Below are 19912 nucleotides of genomic sequence, written 5' to 3' on the forward strand. Positions count from 1 at the left end.
TGATGATTTGTCGTGAATTGTTCGATAATGAATTGGTGTCAAATGTTGAGGGTCGGGCTCAGGGGCCGGACCGCGCACCACGTTGACGGACCCTCTCGTGACCCAGGACAATTCCGTTCTCATCGTCTCGGACAGGCCCCAGATCGCGGCCCTGCTCTGCCGCGCCGTCGAGAACGTGGTTGCCTGCCGCTGCATCGAGCCGCGCGAGGCCCTGCCGGCGACGCTGCCCCTCGTCGCGGTGGTCGACGTCAGCGGCGACCCGCGCCTCGCCGCCACCTGGATCGCCCGCTTCCACGGCTTCCGGATCGCGAGCCTGCAACTGACCAACCAGGCGCCCGCCACCCGCGGCCGGGCCGCCGTGGCCACGCGCACCCTGCCGGCGGACGCGCCCCGCACGACGGTCCTCGCCACCCTGTTCGCCCTCGTGGACACCTGGCAGGCGGCCCGCCGGAGCGCCGTCGCCGCCCCGGTCCGGAAGGTCCGCGACATCGCCGAGCGGGCGCGGGCCGCCGTCGGCCTGGTGGCGGGCGCGTTCCAGGCCGCCGGAACCGGACGCCCCCTCAGCGCCGAGGGGATCGATACCGGGACGGAGCTGATCCTGGAGGCGGTCTCGGATTCCGGCATCCGCACCTGGCTCGACGTCATCCAGAGCCACGACCAGCAGCTCTACCAGCACTCCCTCAGCGTCGCCGGCTATGCCGCCGCCTTCGGGGCCGGCCTGCGCCTCGCCCGCGCCGACCAGAAGCGCTTGGCGCGCGCCGCCCTGCTGCACGACGTCGGCAAGGCGAAGATCCCCCTGGCGATCCTGAACAAGCCCGGCCGCCTCACGGACGAGGAGATGGCGGTGATGCGCACGCATCCGGTCGTCGGCGCCGACCTCCTCGCCGCCCAGGGCGGATTCGACGAGGCGACCCTCGGGGTGGTGCGCTACCACCACGAGATGCTCGACGGGAGCGGCTACCCCGACGGCCTGAAGGGCGCGGCGATCCCCGACCTCGTGCGCCTCGTCACCATCTGCGACATCCACTCGGCCCTGACCGAGCGGCGCCCCTACCGCGATCCGCTGCCCCACGCGGAGGCCTATGCGCTGATGCAGGGCATGCTGCCCAGGCTCGACGCCGACCTCCTGGGGGCGTTCCGGCGGGTGGTGCTCCAGGGCGTGCTCGACGACGCCGTCGCCTGACGCCCCCGGTCCGGGGTCCCGATGACCCGGGCGGTGAAAATCCTGGCATCATAATGCCTGTCGAACGGGATCATCTCCCGATGCGGCGCAGGCCGGAGAGATCCTCTCCCGGGTGCCCCGCATTCAAAAGAACGTTTCATTGATTCTCGGGCGTGCAACGGGCACGTTTTCGACAGATCGGCGCCACGGAAGACCCGTGGTCCAACCTGTTATTTCAGAGCGAAGATCTTCGGAATTTCCAGTGCCGGCCGACGCTCGTCTTGAGCGGAGGCGCAGGCACGTCCTGAAGTCTTGGCGCCTACGAGAGTCGTCCCATGTCGCTGCCCCGCATCGTCGGCTTCACCGCCAATCTCCAGCGCCCCTCCAAGACCCGGGCGCTCGCCGAATCCCTGGCCGAGGCGGTCGGCACGCAGGTGCGGGCCGACATCCGCCTGTACGACATGCTGGATGCCGGCACCGGGCTCGGCGCCGCCTGGTCGCGGGACCTGCTGCCGCTCCCGGCCCGCCGCATCGTCGAGGCCATCGAGGGCGCCGACGCGCTCATCGTGGGGTCGCCGGTCTACAAGGGCGCCTATACGGGCCTGTTCAAGCACCTCTTCGACTTCGTCGACCCGGCCGCCCTGGTGGGCAAGCCCGTGATCCTGTCGGCCACCGGCGGCGGCCCGCGCCACGCCCTCGTGGTCGAGCATGCCCTGCGTCCGCTCTTCGGGTTCTTCAGCGCCCACACCATCCCCAGCGCGGTCTACGGCTCCGACGCGGATTTTCGCGACGGAATCCTCGTCGACCCGGGCGTGAAGGCCCGCATCGCCGACGCGGCGGGCCAGCTCGCGGACCTGCTCCAGGCGCGGGCCGCCCGCGCCGGGACGCCGGAGGCCGCGGCCCCCGTCGCCGCCTTCGCCAGCGCCGGCTGACGGCGATCCGGCGATGCTCTCCCGACGCAACCTCGTCGCCGGCGCCCTCGCGGCGGCCGCCCTGCCCGGGCCGGCGCTCCGGGCCGCCGAGGGCGGCACCTTCCGGATCGGCTACCAAAAGAACGGCATCCTCGTCGTCGCCAGGCAGCAGGGCACCATCGAGCAGGCGCTGAAGCCCCTCGGCGTGTCCGTGCGCTGGACCGAGTTCTCGTTCGGACCTCCGGTCCTCGAGGCTCTGGGCATGGGCGCCATCGATTTCGGCCAGACCGGCGCGCCGCCCCCGGTCTTCGCCCAGGCCGCGGGCAACACCCTGCTCTACGTGGCGGCCCAGGATGCCGGCGGCTCCGGCGAGGCCATCCTGGTGCCGCAGGGCTCGCCCCTGACGACGCTCGCCGACCTCAAGGGCAAGCGCGTCGCCTTCGCCAAGGGGTCGAGCGCCCACTACCTCGTCGTCCGCGCGCTCGAGAAGGCCGGGCTGACCTACACGGACATCGAGCCCGTGACCCTGGCGCCGGCGGACGCGGCGGCCGCCTTCGCGCGGGGCGCCGTCGACGCCTGGGCGATCTGGGACCCGTACTTCGCCATCGCCGAGCGCCAGCCCGGCACCCGCATCCTGGCCAGCGCCGCCGAGATCGAGAAGCCCACCAACTTCTTCCTCGGCAACCGGGACTTCACGCAGGCCAACGCCCCCGTGGTCCAGGCGGTGGTCTCCGCCCTGGGCGAGGTCGCGGCCTGGTGCGAGGCGCATCGCCCGGAGGTCGCCGCCCTGCTCTCGAAGGGCACCGGCGTGCCCCTCGACGCGACCCGGCGGGCCGTCGATCGCAGCGTCTACGTGATCGCACCGCTCGCCGAGACGGTCATCGCCGGCCAGCAGCGCGTGGCCGACCGCTTCCAGGCCCTGGGCCTGATCGCCAATCCCATCCGCGTCCGCGATGCAGTGTGGACGCCGCCGGCTCCCCCGGCGAGCAAGGGCTGACATCCGATGACGACCTCCCTCAGCACCCGCACCCTCGAGCGCCTGACGCCCTGGCTGGTGCCGGCCGCGATCCTGCTCGGCTGGCAGGTCGCCGCCTCCACCGGCCTCGTCTCCACCCGGTTCATGCCGGCGCCCTCGGGCGTCGTCGCGGCGGGTTGGCAGGCGGCCCGCAGCGGCGAGCTCTGGACCAACCTCTCGATCAGCTTCGCCCGGGCGGCCGTCGGCTTCCTCATCGGCGGCGGCATCGGCTTCGCGCTCGGCCTCGCCAACGGCCTGTCGCGGCTCTCCGAGCGCCTCACCGACACCACGCTGCAGATGATCCGCAACATCCCGCACCTGTCGCTGATCCCGCTGGTGATCCTGTGGTTCGGCATCGACGAGGAGGCCAAGCTCTTCCTCGTGGCCATCGGGGTGTTCTTCCCCGTCTACGCCAACACCCTGCACGGCATCCGCTCGGTGGACCCGCAGCTCGTCGAGATGGGCCGGGTCTACGGCATGTCGCCCACGACCCTGTTCCGGCGCGTGGTCCTGCCCGGCGCGCTGCCGTCGATCTTCGTGGGCCTGCGCTACGCGCTCGGCATCATGTGGCTGACGCTGATCGTCGCCGAGACGATCTCGGCCTCCTCGGGCCTCGGCTACATGGCCATGCAGGCCCGCGAGTTCATGCTGGTGGACGTCGTGGTGCTGGCCATCGTGATCTATGCCGGCCTCGGCAAGGCCGCCGACGCCGTGACCCGGCTGCTGGAGCGGCGGTTCCTGGCCTGGAACCCGGCCTACCGGAACGCCTGACGCGGCGGCTCCCCTCCCGAAATCCTCTTCTCCCCTTCGACGGTCCGTCCCATGCTCGCCACCGCCCTCCGCGTCCCCGAGGATTCCCAGATCCGCGACCCGAAACCCCGCGAGGTCGCCGCCCCGCGGGCGCCGGCCCGGACCGCCCCCGCGCCCTCCGCCACGGGCATCGGCGTCACCATCCGCGACCTGACCAAGGCCTTCGACGGCCACACGGTGATCGAGGGCCTCGACCTGCACATCCCGGCCGGTCAGTTCGTGGCCGTGGTCGGGCGCTCGGGCTGCGGCAAGAGCACCCTCCTGCGCCTGATCCTCGGCCTGGAGCAGCCGAGCGCCGGCCGCATCGCCCTCGAATCGCGGGCGGTGCGCACGCCGCCGAAGCGGATCATGTTCCAGGAGCCGCGCCTGCTGCCCTGGGCCCGGGTCGTGGACAACGTCGCGGTGGGCCTCGGCGAGGGCGGCCCCAGGGCGGAGCGCCGCGCCCGGGCCGAGGCGGCGCTGGCCGAGGTCGGCCTCACCGAGAAGGCCGGCAACTGGCCCGCGACCCTGTCGGGCGGCCAGCGCCAGCGGGTGGCGCTCGCCCGCGCCCTCGTCAGCCACCCGGGGCTCCTCGCCCTCGACGAGCCCCTCGGGGCGCTGGACGCCCTGACCCGGATCGACATGCAGGCGATGATCGAGCGGATCTGGCAGGCGCAGGGCTTCACCGCGATCCTCGTCACCCACGACGTCGCCGAAGCCGTGGCGATGGCCGACCGCATCCTCGTGGTGGAGGCCGGCCGCATCGCCCTCGACGTCGCCGTGGACGTGCCGCGCCCCCGCCGGCGGGGTGACGCCGACCTCGCGGCCCTGGAAGGCCGCATCCTCGACCACCTGTTGTCCGAGCGCGCGCCGTCCTGAGCGCCGCGTCCAAACCCAAGAGAGTTTTCCCATGACCGGACAGACCGACGTTCTCTGGTTCCTCCCGACCCACGGCGACGGCCGCTACCTCGGCGCCCAGGAAGGCGCCCGCGACGTCTCGATCTCGTATCTCCGCCAGATCGCCCAGGCCGCGGACGAGCTCGGCTATTACGGCGTGCTCCTGCCCACCGGCCGCTCCTGCGAGGATTCCTGGGTGGTGGCCTCGGCCCTGGCGCCCCTGACGAAGCGCCTGCGCTTCCTCGTCGCCGTGCGCCCCGGCCTGCAGGAGCCGTCCATGGCCGCCCGCATGGCCGCGACCCTCGACCGGATCTCGGACGGGCGCCTGCTCATCAACGTCGTCACGGGCGGCGACCCCGTCGAGCTGCGCGGCGACGGCGTCTTCCTCGACCACGACGAGCGCTACGTCGTGACGGACGAGTTCCTACATATCTGGCGCGGGCTGATGTCGGGCGAGACGGTGTCCTACGAGGGCAAGCACCTCCGGGTGGAGGAGGGCCGGGTGATCTTCCCGCCCGTGCAGGCGCCCTATCCGCCGCTGTACTTCGGCGGCTCGTCGCCGGCCGGCATCGAGGTCGCGGCCGAGCATTGTGAGGTCTACCTGACCTGGGGCGAGCCCCCGGCCGGCGTCGCCGAGAAGATCGCCCGGGCGCGGGAGGCCGCCGACCGCAAGGGCAAGACGTTCTCCTACGGCATCCGCCTGCACGTCATCGTGCGCGAGACGGAAGGGGAGGCCTGGGCGGCCGCCGAGACCCTGATCTCGCGCCTCGACGACGAGACCATCGCCAAGGCCCAGGCCACCCTGAAGCGCCAGGATTCGGTCGGCCAGAGCCGCATGATGGCCCTGCACGGGGGCGACCGCACCAAGCTCGAAGTCTCGCCGAACCTCTGGGCCGGCGTCGGCCTGGTGCGCGGCGGTGCCGGCACCGCCCTGGTCGGCTCGGCCGATCAGGTGGCCGACCGGATGAAGGAGTACATCGACCTCGGCATCGACCGCTTCATCCTCTCAGGGTATCCGCACCTGGAGGAGGCCTACCGCTTCGCCGAGCTGGTCTTCCCCAAGCTCCCCCTGCGCGCCACCACCGGCGTCGCGCCCACGGGCGCCCGCAACAACGGCCCGTTCGGCGAGGTCATCGCCAACGACATCGTGCCCAGCCGCCGCATCGCGGCGCATTGAGCGAGCACGCTCCTCGCAGGAGAAGGCAGCTTCCCTCCCCCTTGCGGGGAGGGACTGAGGGCGCCGCCGCCGGCTTCCGCCCCGCGAGGCTCACCCAACCACCCCCACCTCCAACTCCTCCCCGCAAGGGGGAGGAGGGTCATGACGCGCCGAGGAGTCCCTCCATGCCCGCCGCCATCCGCGCCCACGTGCTCCGCTCCGACGGCACCCGCCGCGCCTGGGTTCTCCTCACCGCCCTGGCGCTCCTGACCTTCGGTGCCCTGCACGCCCGCGCGGACGAGAGGGTGATCCGGATCGGCTACCAGAAATACGGCACCCTGGTCCTCCTCAAGGGCAAGGGCCTCTTGGAGCAGCGCCTGAAGCCTCTGGGCTACCGCGTCACCTGGGCCGAGTTCCCCTCGGGGCCGCCCCTGATGGAGGCGCTGAACGCCGGCGCCGTCGATCTCGGCTCGGCCGGCGAGGCGCCGCCGATCTTCGCCCAGGCCGCCAACCCGGACCTGCTCTATGTCGGCCACGAGCCGGCCGCGCCGAAGGGCGAGGCGATCCTGGTGGCCAAGGACAGCCCGATCCGGACGGTCGCGGACCTGCGCGGCAGGAAGATCGCCCTCAACAAGGGCTCCAACGTCCACTACTTCCTGGTCCGGGCCCTGGAGCAGGCGGGCGTGCCCTACGAGGCGGTGACCCCGACCTTCCTGGCGCCGGCCGACGGGGCCGCCGCCTTCGCGCGGGGGGCCGTCGATGCCTGGGCGATCTGGGACCCCTACCTCGCCTCGGGCGAGCGCAGCACCGGCGGCCGCATCCTCGTCGACGGCACCGACCTCGTGCCCAACCGCCAGTTCTACCTCTCGACCCGCGCCTTCGCGGCGGCCAACGGCCCGGCCCTCGACGCGACGCTCGCGGCGATCGGCGAGATCGACGCCTGGGCCAAGGACAACACCGACGCGGTGGCGGCCGAACTCAGCCCCTCCGTCGGCATCCCGGCGCCGATCCTCACGGTGGCCCTGCGCCGCCTCACCTACGGGGTCACGCCCCTGAATGCCGAGACCACCGCCGACCAGCAGAAGGTCGCCGACACCTTCCACCGCCTCGGCCTGCTGCCGAAGCCCGTGGACGTGGCCTCGGCGGTGAGGAAGCCCGGGAGCTGAGGCGGCTCAGCCCGGCAGCACCGGCGCCTTCACCCCCGGCAGGCGGTCGAGGTCGGCCGGGCTCAGGCGGGTATGCGCCGCCACCAGGGCGTGCGGGGTGAGGGCGAGCCACTGGCGCAGGGAGATGTCGGCGTAGGTCGGGCTGCGGAACATCTCCAGGACGGTCAGGGGCGTCGTGCCGGTGTTCTCGATGTAGTGGCCCATGGCGAAGGGCACGTAGCCGACGTCGCCGGCCTGGTAGTCGAAGGTGCGGGCCTTCGATTCCGAGCCGAACACCGTCATGCGGCCCTGGCCCGCGATGTAGAACTGCCACTCGTCGCCGTTCGGGTGCCAGTGCAGCTCGCGCAATCCCCCGCGCTCCAGCTCCACCAGGGCGGCCGCGATGGTTTTCGAGGCCTTGAACACCGAGGAATCGGTGATGCGCACGGTCCCGCCTGGCAGGCTGAGGGGCGCCTGGGCTAGCATCCGGTGGCTGAAGGGTTCGGGCACCGGGCCGGCGCCGCCCATCCGGTCCGCGTCGAGGGGGCCGGGCGTCGGCCCCGGGAAGATGTAGAGCTCCTTCTCCGGCACGCCCGCGAAGGCGCTCTCCGGCAGGCGGAAATTCTTGGCCAGGATGTCTCTCGGCGTATGCGCCAGCCAGTCGGTCAGGAGGAAGGTGGAATCCTCCGAGAACCCGCCATCGTCGAAGACCAGCAGGAACTCGCAGCCGTCGACGCCGTCGGCCGACAGGCCCTGGATCGAATGCGGGATGCCCGAGGGAAAGTACCAGAGGTCGCCCGCGCCGACATCGTCCGCGAAGGTCCGCCCCTGCGCATCCACCGCGGTGATCCGGGCCTTGCCCTTCAGCATGTAGGCCCACTCGGCCTCCTTGTGCCAATGCATTTCGCGCACCACGCCGGCGCCGAGCCGCATGTTCACGCCCGCCATCGCCGTCGACACGGGCAGTTCCCGGATCGTCGTCTGCCGGGCCCAGCCGCCCTCCTCAAGGCGCATGTGGCTGTCGGCGAAGGACTATTTCAGGTTCGGCATCGTGCCGTGGTCGGTCCGGGGCGGGCGGAGGGTGAAGGGGTCCTCGGCCTCCCGGCCCGGGTTGCGCGGACCCAGAATCGCGGCGCCGTCCTTGCCCCGGATCGGGCTCTGGGCCGCGGGCTGAGCGTTCGCCCCGGCGACGGTGAGGAGGGATCCCCCGGCGGCGGTGGCGGCCAGGAGGCTTCGGCGAGACAGGTCCGTCATGGGCATCGGGTCTCGGTCATCAGGTCTCAGGCATCGGGTCACGTATGGCATCCGGGGGCGCCGCTGGGCGCCCCCTCGCCTCCGGCCAATCGGCCCCCTCGCCTCCGGCCAATCGGCCCCCGGCCGAGGCCGATCCGTGCCTCACGGCCTCGTGCGGCCGCCCGTCAGGCCGCCATCTCGGCCGGAGCGGCCGGGCGCTCGCCCTGCGCCCGCAGGCGCTCCAGGAAGGCGGCCGCCAGGCGCCCGCGCGTCGCCGGGTCCGCGCTGCCCTGGCGCAGCAGCACCCGGTTGTCCTTGCGCACGATGTGGGCGTGGACGGGCACCTGCAGCGGCGGCGCGTTCGGCCGCAGGTCGGCGGCCAGACCCTGCGGCCCGCCGCTGAGGCGGTGGATGCCCAGCGCCAGGCAGCCGACCCGGAGGCGGGCGAGCGCGATCAGGTCCTCGAAGGGCGCGGGCGGCGGGCCGAAGCGGTCGACCACCTCGCTGCGCAGGGCCTCGACCTCTTCCGGGTTCGCGAGGCGCAGGGTGCGGGTGTAGAGGCTGAGCCGCACCTCCGGCTCGGGCACGTAGTCGGCCGGCACCGCGCCGGAGAGGCCGAGGCGGATCTCCGGGTTCCAATCCTCGGCGGGCTCGCCCTTGGCGGCGCGCAGCGCCAAGTGCAGCAGGTGCTGATAGAGCCCGAGGCCGATGAGCTTGACGTGGCCGGCCTGGTTCTCGCCCACGAGGTCGCCCGCCCCGCGCAGATCGAGATCCCGGGCGCTGATGGCGAAGCCCGCGCCGAGGCGGTCGAGCGCCTCCAGCGTCCGCAGGCGCTTCTCGGTGGCGGGCGTCAGCGGGCGGTCGGGGCGGCTGAGGAGGTGGACCACGCCGCGGCGCTGGCCGCGCCCGACCCGGCCGCGCAGCTGGTGCAGCTGCGACAGCCCGAAGCGCTCGGCATCCCAGACCAGCATGGTGTTGGCGCGCGGCACGTCGAGCCCGCTCTCGATGATGCTGGTGGCGAGCAGCACGTCGCCCTCGCCGTCGGCGAAGCGCACCATCACGTCGTCCATCTCGGCGGCGTTGAGGTCGCCATGGGCCACCCGGGTCTGCAGGTCCGGCACCAGCTTGGCGAGGCGGGCCGCCATCGGGGCGATGTCCTCGATGCGCGGGCAGACGACGAAGCTCTGGCCGCCGCGCCGGTGCTCGCGCGTGAGGGCGTCGCGCATCGCCTCGTCCTCGAAGGGCGCGATCACGGTGCGGATGGGCTGGCGCACGGAGGGCGGCGTGGCGATGACGCTGAGGCTCTGGAGCCCGACCAGCGCGCTCTGCAGGGTGCGGGGAATCGGGGTCGCGGTCAGCGTGAGCACGTGGCCGTCGCCCGCCGCCTCCCGCAGGCCCTGCTTGATCCTGGCGCCGAAGCGCTGCTCCTCGTCGACGACCATCAGGCCGAGATCGGCGAAGGCGACGCCCTTGGCCGCGAGGCAGTGGGTGCCGACCACGAGGCGGATCGCGCCGTCGGCCAGCCCCGCCTTCACCCGCTTGGCCTCGGGGGCCGAGACGAGGCGGGAGAGGTGGGCGACCTCGATGCCGAAGCGGGCGAAGCGCCGGGTGAAGGTCTGCACGTGCTGGCGCGCCAGCACCGTGGTCGGGGCCACGATCGCCACCTGCTTTCCGGCGAACACGGCCGCGGCGGCGGCGCGCAGGGCCACCTCGGTCTTGCCGAAGCCGACATCGCCGCAGACGAGGCGGTCCATCGGGCGTCCCGAGGCCAGGTCCGCCATCACGCCGGTGACGGCGCTCGCCTGGTCGGCGGTCAGCGCGAAGCCGAAGCCGGCCGCGAAGCGCTCCATCGCGCGGTCGGGCGGCACCAGCACCGGCGCCCGGATCGCCCGGCGCTTCTCGGCATCGGCCAGCATCACCCGGGCGGCCCGGGCCATGCAGGCCTCCGCCTCGAGGCGGCGGCGCCCCCAGCTCCCGCCCTCCAGCTTGTCGAGGGTCACGGCCTCGGCCTCGGAGCCGTAGCGCCAGATCCGGTCGGCCTGCGAGACCGGCACCATCAGGATGCCGTCGCCGGCGAAGCGCAGGCGCAGGGCGTCCTCGCTCCCGCCGTCGCCGGTGCTCACCGCCTCCAGGCCCTCGAACACGCAGAGCCCGTTGTCGCGGTCGACGGCGACGTCGCCGATGCGCAGCTCGACCTCGCCGATGGGCAGGATGGCGCTCGGGCCTCCGGCCGTCACGGTGGCGGCGTGCCCGCCGAAGAGGTCGGCGGCGGCGATCACCGCCATCCCCGCGCCGGGCACCCGGAAGCCCGCCTCGATCGGGGCCTCCAGGGTGAGGAGCGCCCCGGGCTTCGCCGCGACGGCCTCGGCCCAGGCCCGCACCGGCCGGGCCTTGCGTCCCAGCGCCCGCTCGGCGATGCGGACCAGGCGCGCCAGCGGCTCGGCCGGCCCCGTGAGGAGGATGCGGTCGCCCGCCGTCAGGCGCTCGCGCAGGGTCTCGGCGAGAGCCGTGTTCGGCCGGGCCTTGCGCACGAAGACCGGCATGGTGAGGTCCTCTGCCCCCTGGGCCTCCTGGGCCTCGGCGACCCGGCGCGCCGCGAGCTGGGCGGCCCAGTCCTCGGGGCCGAGGTAGAGGCCGCCATCGTCGGCCGCGCCGCGCCGGGACCGGGCCGCGGCCTCGCGGCCTTCCGCGATCTGCTCGAAGAAGGCCTGCGCCCGCTCCTCCGCCCCGTCCTCGACGACGAGGCGCGCGTCGGGCACCTGATCGAGGACGGTGACGAGGGACGGGTAGTACCGGGCGAGGCCGTGTTCCTGGCCGGTGAAGGGCACGAGCCGGCTCTCCGAGTCCTCGGGCAGGACGATCTCGGTGGCGGGGTCGATCACCAGCACGTCGGCATCGGCCAGCGAGCGCTGCGAGACCGGGTCGTAGGAGCGGATCGCGGTGACCCGGCCCGCCTCGTACTCGATCCGGCAGGGACGGTCGGCGGCGGCCGGGAAGACGTCCACGGTGCGGCCCCAGACCGCGACCTCGCCGGGCTCGTCGACCCGGTCGTCGAGGATGTAGCCGAGGCGCTGCAGGAAGGCGGAGATTGCGGCGGGATCGAGGGCGTCGCCGACCCGCAGCTCCAGGCGCGCCTGCGCCCAGGTCTCGGCCGGGGGCACGCGCTGGATCAGGGCCGGGGCGGTGGTGAGGACGATGTCGGGCAGGGCGGCCGTGTCGGTGAGCCAGCGCAGCACGCCGGTGCGCGCGCCCATCACCCCGCGCGAGGGCGAGGCGCGGTCGTAGGGCAGGCAGTCCCATTCCGGGTAGATCGCGACGCTGCGCTCCGGCGACAGCGCCCGCAGGATCTTCGCGATGCGGTCGAGCCGGTGGCTCTCGCGGGCCATGTGGACCAGGGGCCTGCCGGTCCGGGTCAGGTCCAGGAGGGCGACCGCCAGGGCGCCGGTGGGCACGAGCGGCGCGACGGTCTCGGGGGCGGCGGCCGGGACGGGACGGGGCGCCTTCGCCGATGCCTTCGCGGAGGCCGGCTTCGGCGCCGCCCCGGCCGTCGGCTTGGCCTCGGCGGCAGGCTTGGCCTTGGCCTTCAGTTTGGCCTTGGCGGAAGGCCTGGCCTTGGCCGTCGCTTTTGCCTTGGCCGGCTCCTTGGCCGACCCCTTGGCCGGCCCCTTGGCCGTCGCGGTCGAAGCGGGAGACGACGCGGTCCTGCGTTTTGCCATATGGGGTGTGCGCTGCCCGGCTCGAGGATGGGACTCGGGAAACGCGGCCGGCGGGCCCCCGGCTCCGCGCTTTCGCCGTCCGTCCCCAGTTTGTCGCAGGCCTGTGGATCACATCTCCGGGTCGGGTGCCGCCTCCAGGCGGCCCTGCGCGATGGCGGCCTGGAAGGCGGCGAAGTCGGCCTCGTTCTGGTCGCCGTAGGCGAAGGCCCAGTCCGCCAGGGCCTCGCGCAGGTCGCAGTGCCGGTCGCGGCCGCAATAGCCCGCGATGGCGGCCGCATCCCCCGTGCGGGCGTGCGCCCGGGCCAGCAGGGCGCCGTAGGCCCAGGAGAAGGTGATCAGCGGCTGCCCCGTGAGCCCGGCCACGGGGATGTCGCCCTTCATGTTCTTCATCTGGCGCACGTAGAACGGGCGGTCGTCGATGGTGGTCCAGCCCAGCAGCGGGTCGCCCACCGCCTGGAGAAGGCGCTGGCCGTAGATCACCCGCTCGCCCTCGTGGTCGCCGTAGGCGTCGGGCATGCCGGCGAGGTAGGGGGCGTGGGCCGGCGTCACCGCCTCCTTGACCTGGAGGAAGAGCACGTCCTGGTCGGAATTCCCGCACAGGAGGGCGACGTAGGCGCGGGTGCCGACGCTGCCGACCCCGACGACCCGGTGGGCGACGTCCACCACGTGGTAGCGGCTGAGCATGAACCGGCGCTCGCGCGGCAGGGTCTCGGCATAGTGCTCCAGGCCGCCGATCACCGCCTCGCGGGTCTCCGCATCGACGCCGGTGAGGATCGGGGGCTCCTCCTTGAAGCGCCAGCCGCCGTCGGTACGGCGCTCGCCGACCCGGGCGAGCAGGCTCTTGTTGTGCTTCCTGCGCGCCTTCTCCACCGCCTTGGCGATGACGGCCTCGGAATGGGCGTCGATGGTGAGGCCGGCGAAGTCGAGCTGGTCGGCCCGGGCCGCCTGGTGCCAGACATCGAGGGGTCCCTGCGGCGCCAGCTCGGTCATGGTGTGCTGGTAGCCCGCCACCGCCGCGCGGGTGGCCTCGCGGCGCTCGGCCTTGCCGACGCCGTCGGTGCGCGCCGCCACCTCGACGCTGGCCACGAGCCGCTTCAGGTCCCATTCCCAGGGGCCGATCGTGACCTCGTCGAAGTCGTTGAGGTCGAGGACGATGTCGCGCTGGGGCGTGCCGAACAGGCCGAAATTGGCCAGGTGCGCGTCACCGTTCATCACGACCGCGATGCCGCTGCGCGGGGTGTGGGCGAGGTCCCAGGCCATGACGTGCGCGGCCCCCCGCAGGAAGGCGAAGGGCGAGCTCGCCATGCGGGCGACCCGCAGGGGAATCAGCCGCTCCTGGCGTCCGCGATGCGCCGCCTCGATCAGGGAGACCGGGTCCGGCCGGTTGCCGGGCGGCGTCCAGGCGGCGTGGGCGGCGTGGGGCACGACCGCGCGCAGGGCCTTGCCGGCGTGCCGGCGCTTGTCCCAGGGCTCGCCCGCCTCGCGCAGGTTGATGCGGGGGATGTCGGCCAGGGGCGCCAGCAGGATGTCCTCGGCCTCCTGCTGGATCTCGGTCGCGCTCGATCCGTCGGCGCGAAGGCTGACATCCTGGGGGCATTCCATGCACGGTCCTCACACGCGAATTCGTGAAGGACAAATCTTGACCGTTTGCGATCGTTCCCGGGGCAACACGTCTCAGCACCGGCCTTCATCCCGGCCAAAAGTCGTCCGCACCCGTCGCCGGAGATTTCGTGCGAGCGGACGTTGCTCCGGCCTGCAACGATCCGGTCGACCGCTCGATCGCGTCGAAGATCGGCCGCCTTGCAGGGTGGAGGCCGGGGTCCGGATTTGAACCGGACGTGCGAATCCTTGCGGGGATCCTGGCTCTACACTCACCCACCTGGCCGAAGACCAACAAGCATGGATCTTCCGATGGATCAAGCGGACGACATCTTGGATGTGACGAGTCCGTTAGCGAAGGATGAAGATCAATCCGGTCCACGCCGCGCCGCTATTCTGGACGATCCCGATGCCCGTCGGCGCGATGCTTCGCCCGGCCCCCGGCAGCGGCGGCCTGATCCCTGCCGGTGCCTGTCCAGCCAGCCCTGCGGGCCGTCGCCGATTGACCCGCGCGGACAAACCGCGTTCTTGAGCGCGGCGATTCAGGAGTGCTCGACCGATGTCCGTAACGTCCGTCCCGACGACGCCCTATGACGACCAGAAGCCGGGCACGTCCGGCCTGCGCAAGAAGGTGCCGGTCTTCCAGCAGGCGCGCTACGTCGAGAACTTCGTCCAGGCGATCGTCGACTGCATCCCCGACCGGGCGGGCACGACCCTGGTGCTCGGCGGCGACGGGCGCTTCCTGAACCGCCAGGTGGTGCAGACCACCCTGAAGATCGCGGCCGCCAACGGCTTCGCCCGCGTGCTGGTGGGCCGGGGCGGCCTGCTCTCGACCCCGGCCGCCTCCTGCGTCATCCGCAAGCACGGCGCCATCGGCGGCATCATCCTGTCGGCGAGCCACAACCCGGGCGGGCCGGAGGGCGATTTCGGCATCAAGTTCAACACCGCCAATGGCGGTCCGGCCCCCGAGACCGTCACGGCGGCGATCTACGCGCGCACCAGGGCCCTGACCGAATACCGGATCGTCGAGGGTCCCGACCTCGACCTCGACACGATCGGCGAGACCCGGCTCGGCGACATGACCGTCGCGGTCATCGACCCGGTGGCCGACTACCTCGCTCTGATGCGCGAGCTCATCGACTTCGACGCGATCACCCGCCTGTTCGCGAGCGGCTTCCGCATGCGCTTCGACGCCATGAGCGCGGTCACCGGTCCCTATGCCCACGCCATCCTGGAGCGCGTGTTCGGGGCCGAGCCCGGCACCGTCCTCAACGGCACGCCGCGGGAGGATTTCGGCGGTCACCATCCGGACCCGAACCCCGTCCACGCCCACGACCTCTACGCGCTGATGCTGAGCCCCCAGGCGCCGAATCTCGGCGCGGCCTCGGACGGCGACGGCGACCGCAACATGATCGTGGCGCCCGGCCTGTTCGTGACCCCGAGCGACAGCCTGGCGATCCTGGCCGCCCATGCCCACCTCGCCCCCGGCTATGCCGAGGGGCTGGCGGGCGTCGCCCGCTCCATGCCGACGAGCCGGGCGCTCGACCGGGTGGCGGCGTCGCTGGGCATCGCGGCCTACGAGACACCCACCGGCTGGAAGTTCTTCGGCAACCTGCTCGATGCCGGCCTGATCACCCTCTGCGGCGAGGAGAGCGCCGGCACCGGCTCGAACCACGTCCGCGAGAAGGACGGGCTCTGGGCGGTGCTGATCTGGCTCAACATCCTGGCGGTCACGGGCAAGCCGGCCGACGCCGTGGTTCGGGACCACTGGACCCGGTTCGGGCGCGACTACTACACCCGGCACGATTACGAGGAGATCGATTCGGAGGCCGCCAGGCGCCTGATGGAGGGCCTGCGCGCCAAGCTCGCCGGCCTGCCGGGCCAGAGGCTCGGCGACCTCACCGTCGCGGCGGCGGACGACTTCCGCTACGTCGATCCCGTCGACGGCTCCGTCACCGAGCAGCAGGGCGTGCGCGTCACCTTCGCGGAGGATGCCCGGGTGGTCTACCGACTCTCCGGCACCGGCACGGCGGGCGCGACTCTGCGGGTCTATGTCGAGCGCTACGAATCCGCCCCCGACCGGCTCGAATTGCCGGTGGCGGAGGTGCTGGCCCCGGTGGTGGCGGTGGCCAACGCACTCGCCGACATCGCCGCGCTCACCGGCCGCTCCGAGCCGAGCGTCGTCACCTGAGGCGTGAGGGGGCGCACCGGCGCCCGTGATCCGGCATCCGTGATCCGGCGTCGCGGCCCGGAACAGGCCCGGGCGCCGGTGCCTTGTCCCCGCATCGATCGAAACGGTGCGAGGAGACGGGCCGACATGACGCTGCAAGGCAGGCGCGCGCTGATCACGGGCGCGGATTCCGGGATCGGGCAGGCGACGGCCGAGCTGTTCGCCCGCCAGGGCGCCGACGTCGCCATCACCTACAACACCGACGCGGACGGCGCCCGCGAGACCGCCCGCCGGGTCGAGGCGGCGGGCCGCCGCTGCCTCGTGATCCAGAACGACGTCGGCGACCCGGCCTCGGTGACGGCGACCTTCGCGCAGGTGGCCCGGGAGCTCGGCGTGCTCGACATCCTGGTGAACAATGCCGGCCAGGCCATGAGCGGCATGCCGGTGGCCGAGATGGACGACGGCAAGCTCGAGCAGATCCTGCGCGTCAACCTGATGGCCCCGGTCTTCTGCGCCCGGGCCTTCATCAAGGTCCGCCGGGCCCAGGGCGGGCGCGGCAAGATCGTCATCGTCTCCTCGGTGGCCCAGCACCTGCCGACCCCGGAGAGCGCCCCCTACGGCATGTCGAAGGCGGGCGTCGGCTCCCTCTGCCGCAGCCTGGCGCGGGAGCTCGCCGAGGACCGGATCAACGTCAACAACGTGGCGCCCGGCCTGATCGAGACGCCGATGACCCGCGACCGCTTCGAGAACCCGGACAAGCTCGCCCAGTCCCTCGAGCGCATCCCCTGGCACCGGGCCGGCCAGCCCGACGAGATCGCCAAGGCGATCCTCTACCTCGCCTCGGACGATGCCGACTACGTCACCGGCCACACCCTGGTGGTCGATGGCGGCCTGACCATGCAGTGGGGCGGCGCCTGAGGCGCGAGAGCGGGAAGGCCGGCGCCCCGGGCCGGCCGTTCACACGGGCAAAGCCTTCGAGGGCTTCCGGCACAGCGTGTCCCGTGACCGACGGGGACCCCGGCGGCGCAGGCCGCTTCCTAGCGCGGGTTCTGCCAGGAGGTCGCGGCGGGGGCCGTGGTGACCGGGGCGAGGCTGCCGGTGGCGACCGGGGCGGCCGGGCGGACCGGTGCCGCGCGCTCCTCGGCCACCCGCAGCTTGCGCGGCGCGACCGCGGCCCGCCGGGCGGCGCGGACCCGGCGGCGGCGCGGGCGCGGGCTCTCGGAGGTGGCGCCGATGTAGCCGCCGACGATGCCGCCCACGACCGCGCCCACCGGGCCGCCGACCAGGGCGCCCGCCACCGCGCCGGTGCCGACGCCCACCGTGGTCTTGCTCGCGGCCATCGCCGCCTGCGGCGCCGCGAGGACGCCGATGAGCAGCAGTGCGGAGGTGAATGCCTTCATGGTACCCGTAACCCCTTGATTCCGGCCGTGGTCCCTGGCGGTCCACCGTGACGAAATCGGGGCCGCACCCGGCCCGGGCGGGGTTTCGGCGGATCGGATGCTGACGACACCCAGCGGCTGTGCTTTGCGTGCATCAGTCGTCGGGCATCAGTCGTCGGGGGCGCCGCGCGTGCGCGACGCCTCGATCGTCGGGAGGCGGGCGAGGATGTCCGGAAAGTCCGGACGCGCATCGATCCGAGGCCCGGTGCAGGCCCGCTCCAGGTCGCGCCAGGGGCCGGAACCGAGGCCCGCGAGGTCGAGGAGTTCGCCCAGCAGCAGCCCCCAGGCCCGCACCTCGACCCGGCGCAAGGCGGCGCCGGCCGAGCCCTCGGGCAGGATCGAGGCGGCGCCGAAATCGCTGACGACGGCCCGCCCGTCCGTGCCGTCCCACAGGATGTTGTGGCCGTAGAGGTCGCCGTGCAGGAGGCCGCGGGCGTGGAGATGGGCGCAGGCCTCCGCGGCGCCGCGGGCGATGCGCAGGGCCGTCGCGGGCGCCAGGGCGAGGCCGGGCGCGTAGACGTCCCGGCTGCAGCTCTCCAGGCTCGGCGGGCCGGCCAGCACCCGCCAATCCGCCGGCAGCAGCGGCATCAGCAGCCCCTCCGTGCCCTCCGGGTGATCGACGATGCGCCCGAGGGCGCCGGTGAGGTGCGGGTGCGCCCCCGCCGCGAGGCAGGCGGCCATCTCGCGCTCGGGCAGGCCGTCGCTGGTCATGGCGCCCTTGAACAGCTTCAGGGCGACCGCCTCGGCCGCGGCCCCGCCGCGGCGCCAGAGCGCCCGGTGCACGCGCCCCGAGGCGCCCTCGCCGAGGAGGTCGCCGGGTTCGAGATCGCCCCAGGGGACGCCCGGCACGTCGAGGGGGCCGGGCGCGTCGTCGAGGGGATTGCCGGCGAAGGAGGTCCAGGCCAGGGCCGGCAGGTCGGTCAGCCAGGCCGGCAGCGCCTCCAGGCGGTTGGCGGCCAGGCGCACCAGTTCGAGGTTCGGCGCCCCCGCCAGGCTCTCGGGCAAGGCCGCCAGGGCATTGCCCGAGAGCATGAGCTTCTGCAGGCGTGGGCGCGCCCCGAGGGCGTCGGGCAGGGTCGCGATGCGGTTGTCCGTCAGCGTGAGCCAGCGCAGGGCGGGGGGCAGGGCCTCGCCCGGCACCTCCACGAGCCCGGTGCCGCGGAAGCCGACCTGGCTCAGGGACGGGCACTCCCCGATCACCGGCGGCAGGCGGGTGAAGCGGCTGCCCGAGCAGAACAGCACGCGCAGGTGCCGCAGGCGCCCGAAATCCGCGGGCAGCGCATCGAGGTGGCTGCCGCTCAGGTCCAGGAGTTCGAGGGTGTCGGCGAGCCCGAGGATCTCGCGCGGGAACTCGGCGAGGCCGGGGGGAAAGCGCAGCGCCCGGGCGCCGGCGCAGTCGCCCCGGCGCAGGGCGGCCAGCAGGTCTCGGGTCATCGCGGGGCGGCGGAGCGTCGGATCATGCCGCCGGTCCTAGCGCGGGCGGGGGACCGGGCGCACGGCTTTTCTCGCGCAGGGCCGCCCCCCGGGCGGGGCCGGTGCCGGCGCGCGGATGGGCGGCGTCGAAGGCCTCCATCAGGCGGGCGGCGTCGATCTTGGTGTAGAGCTGCGTGGTGGCCAGGGAGGCGTGGCCGAGCAGCTCCTGGATCGCCCGCAATTCGCCCTGGCGCGCCAGCAGGTGGGTGGCGAAGGAGTGGCGCAGGGCGTGGGGTGTGGCGCTCTCGGGCAGGCCGAGGCCGCCCCGCATCGCCGCCACCGCGTACTGGATGACGCGCGGGGAGAGCGGGCCGCCCTTGGCGCCGACGAAGAGCGGCCCCTCCGGCGCCAGGTCGTAGGGACACGCCGCGCGGTAGGCGGCCACCGCCGCGGCGACCACGGGCAGCACCGGGACCATCCGCATCTTGCCGCCCTTGCCGAGCACCGTGACGGCATCGACCCCCGGCACCGGTGCGTCCCGGGCGGTGAGCCCGAGGGCTTCCGAGATGCGCAGGCCCGAGCCGTAGAGCAGGGCCAGCACGGCCGCGTCGCGGGCCAGGATCCAGGGCTCGCGGGTCTCGCCGGCCCGCAGCTCCGGCCCGGTCATCGCCCGGGCGGCGGCGATGGGGATCGGGCGCGGCAGGCGCCGCTCCACCTTGGGCGAGCGCACGGCGCCCAGCGCCGCCACGGTGCCGTGGCCCTGGCGCTCGAGATGGCGGGCGAAGGAGCGCAGGCCCGCCAGGGCCCGCATCAGCGAGCGCCCGCCGACCCCCTCCGCCCGGCGCGCGGCCATGAAGGCGCGCACGTCCCGGGGCTTGAGGGCGACGAGATTGGCGATGCCAGGGGGGCCGTGCCGCCCGGCGCGATGGGCCAGGAACTGGCGCAGGTCCCGGGCATAGGACTCGACGGTGTTGGGCGAGAGGCGCCGCTCCCGCGCGAGCTCGTCCTGCCAGGCCAGGGCCTCGGCGCGCAGGGCCGCATCCCCGGGAAAGGCCAGGGCGTCGGCGGGCGAGGGCGAGGGCAGCGGGGACGGGCCGGGTGCGGAGGATGCCATCCCGCCACTGAAGCCCGAGAGGCGTTGACGCTCCGTTGCCGTGGCGCGCCGCCGCGACCCCGGCCGGCACGCCTGCTTCGGGACGAGGACCGGCGACCGAGGCGCGCTTAACGTTGCGCCAACCATGTCGACGACTCGGATGGAACCGTAGGA

The 19912-nt window shown here is 73.4% G+C and carries 14 protein-coding genes, 1 tRNA gene and 1 pseudogene; 9 read left to right on the forward strand and 7 right to left on the reverse strand.

Annotation, left to right across the window (positions count from 1 at the left end; all coding sequences use genetic code 11):
- The first annotated feature begins 82 nt into the window (after nt 1-82).
- From AC0IWM_RS01125 to AC0IWM_RS01155, 7 genes are all read left to right on the forward strand, one after another.
- Nucleotides 83-1183: an HD-GYP domain-containing protein gene (locus tag AC0IWM_RS01125; RefSeq protein WP_471752684.1), complete on the forward strand. Its 1101-nt coding sequence runs from the start codon at nt 83-85 to the stop codon at nt 1181-1183.
- Between the two features lie 314 nt (nt 1184-1497).
- The gene (gene msuE / locus AC0IWM_RS01130; RefSeq protein WP_200930035.1) at nt 1498-2094 is read left to right on the forward strand and encodes an FMN reductase; all 597 of its coding nucleotides are present in this window, start codon (nt 1498-1500) and stop codon (nt 2092-2094) included.
- Nucleotides 2095-2107: 13 nt separating this feature from the next.
- The gene (locus AC0IWM_RS01135) at nt 2108-3070 is read left to right on the forward strand and encodes an aliphatic sulfonate ABC transporter substrate-binding protein (RefSeq protein WP_471752685.1); all 963 of its coding nucleotides are present in this window, start codon (nt 2108-2110) and stop codon (nt 3068-3070) included.
- A 6-nt stretch (nt 3071-3076) separates the two neighbouring features.
- Nucleotides 3077-3859: an aliphatic sulfonate ABC transporter permease SsuC gene (gene ssuC / locus AC0IWM_RS01140; protein ID WP_056471765.1), complete on the forward strand. Its 783-nt coding sequence runs from the start codon at nt 3077-3079 to the stop codon at nt 3857-3859.
- 51 nt (nt 3860-3910) lie between these two features.
- A complete protein-coding gene (locus tag AC0IWM_RS01145) occupies nt 3911-4756 on the forward strand; it encodes an ATP-binding cassette domain-containing protein (RefSeq protein ID WP_471752686.1) in 846 nt (281 codons plus the stop codon).
- 31 nt (nt 4757-4787) lie between these two features.
- Nucleotides 4788-5951: an FMNH2-dependent alkanesulfonate monooxygenase gene (gene ssuD / locus AC0IWM_RS01150; protein WP_471752687.1), complete on the forward strand. Its 1164-nt coding sequence runs from the start codon at nt 4788-4790 to the stop codon at nt 5949-5951.
- Between the two features lie 164 nt (nt 5952-6115).
- Nucleotides 6116-7096, forward strand: a complete 981-nt coding sequence (locus AC0IWM_RS01155; RefSeq protein ID WP_471752688.1) for a sulfonate ABC transporter substrate-binding protein — start codon at nt 6116-6118, stop codon at nt 7094-7096.
- 6 nt (nt 7097-7102) lie between these two features.
- Here the strand turns inward: AC0IWM_RS01155 and AC0IWM_RS01160 are convergent.
- The 4 genes and pseudogenes from AC0IWM_RS01160 to AC0IWM_RS01175 all read right to left on the reverse strand — a co-directional run bounded on the left by AC0IWM_RS01160 (nt 7103) and on the right by AC0IWM_RS01175 (nt 13909).
- Nucleotides 7103-8329: pseudogene (locus AC0IWM_RS01160) on the reverse strand (oxalate decarboxylase family bicupin).
- A 164-nt stretch (nt 8330-8493) separates the two neighbouring features.
- Nucleotides 8494-12024, reverse strand: coding sequence for a helicase-related protein (locus AC0IWM_RS01165; protein ID WP_471752689.1), 3531 nt, complete (start codon nt 12022-12024; stop codon nt 8494-8496).
- 108 nt (nt 12025-12132) lie between these two features.
- Nucleotides 12133-13626 (reverse strand): DUF2252 domain-containing protein, encoded by a 1494-nt coding sequence (locus AC0IWM_RS01170; protein ID WP_471752690.1) that lies wholly within the window; start codon nt 13624-13626, stop codon nt 12133-12135.
- Nucleotides 13627-13832: 206 nt separating this feature from the next.
- Nucleotides 13833-13909, reverse strand: a tRNA-OTHER gene (locus AC0IWM_RS01175).
- A gap of 273 nt (nt 13910-14182) precedes the next feature.
- Here AC0IWM_RS01175 and AC0IWM_RS01180 point away from each other — a divergent pair.
- A complete protein-coding gene (locus AC0IWM_RS01180) occupies nt 14183-15814 on the forward strand; it encodes an alpha-D-glucose phosphate-specific phosphoglucomutase (RefSeq protein ID WP_471752691.1) in 1632 nt (543 codons plus the stop codon).
- Between the two features lie 126 nt (nt 15815-15940).
- Nucleotides 15941-16711, forward strand: coding sequence for an SDR family NAD(P)-dependent oxidoreductase (locus AC0IWM_RS01185; RefSeq protein WP_471752692.1), 771 nt, complete (start codon nt 15941-15943; stop codon nt 16709-16711).
- Nucleotides 16712-16830: 119 nt separating this feature from the next.
- On the opposite strand, the gene AC0IWM_RS01190 is transcribed toward AC0IWM_RS01185, so the two are convergent.
- The 3 genes from AC0IWM_RS01190 to AC0IWM_RS01200 form a co-directional block, all read right to left on the reverse strand.
- A complete protein-coding gene (locus AC0IWM_RS01190) occupies nt 16831-17193 on the reverse strand; it encodes a hypothetical protein (protein ID WP_471752693.1) in 363 nt (120 codons plus the stop codon).
- 147 nt (nt 17194-17340) lie between these two features.
- Nucleotides 17341-18666 (reverse strand): leucine-rich repeat-containing protein kinase family protein, encoded by a 1326-nt coding sequence (locus AC0IWM_RS01195; RefSeq protein WP_471752694.1) that lies wholly within the window; start codon nt 18664-18666, stop codon nt 17341-17343.
- Nucleotides 18667-18688: 22 nt separating this feature from the next.
- Complete coding sequence (locus AC0IWM_RS01200; RefSeq protein ID WP_471752695.1) at nt 18689-19759, reverse strand: tyrosine recombinase XerC; 1071 nt, start codon at nt 19757-19759, stop codon at nt 18689-18691.
- Nucleotides 19760-19912: the final 153 nt, after the last annotated feature.

This window comes from Methylobacterium sp. AC433, from assembly GCF_979253015.1.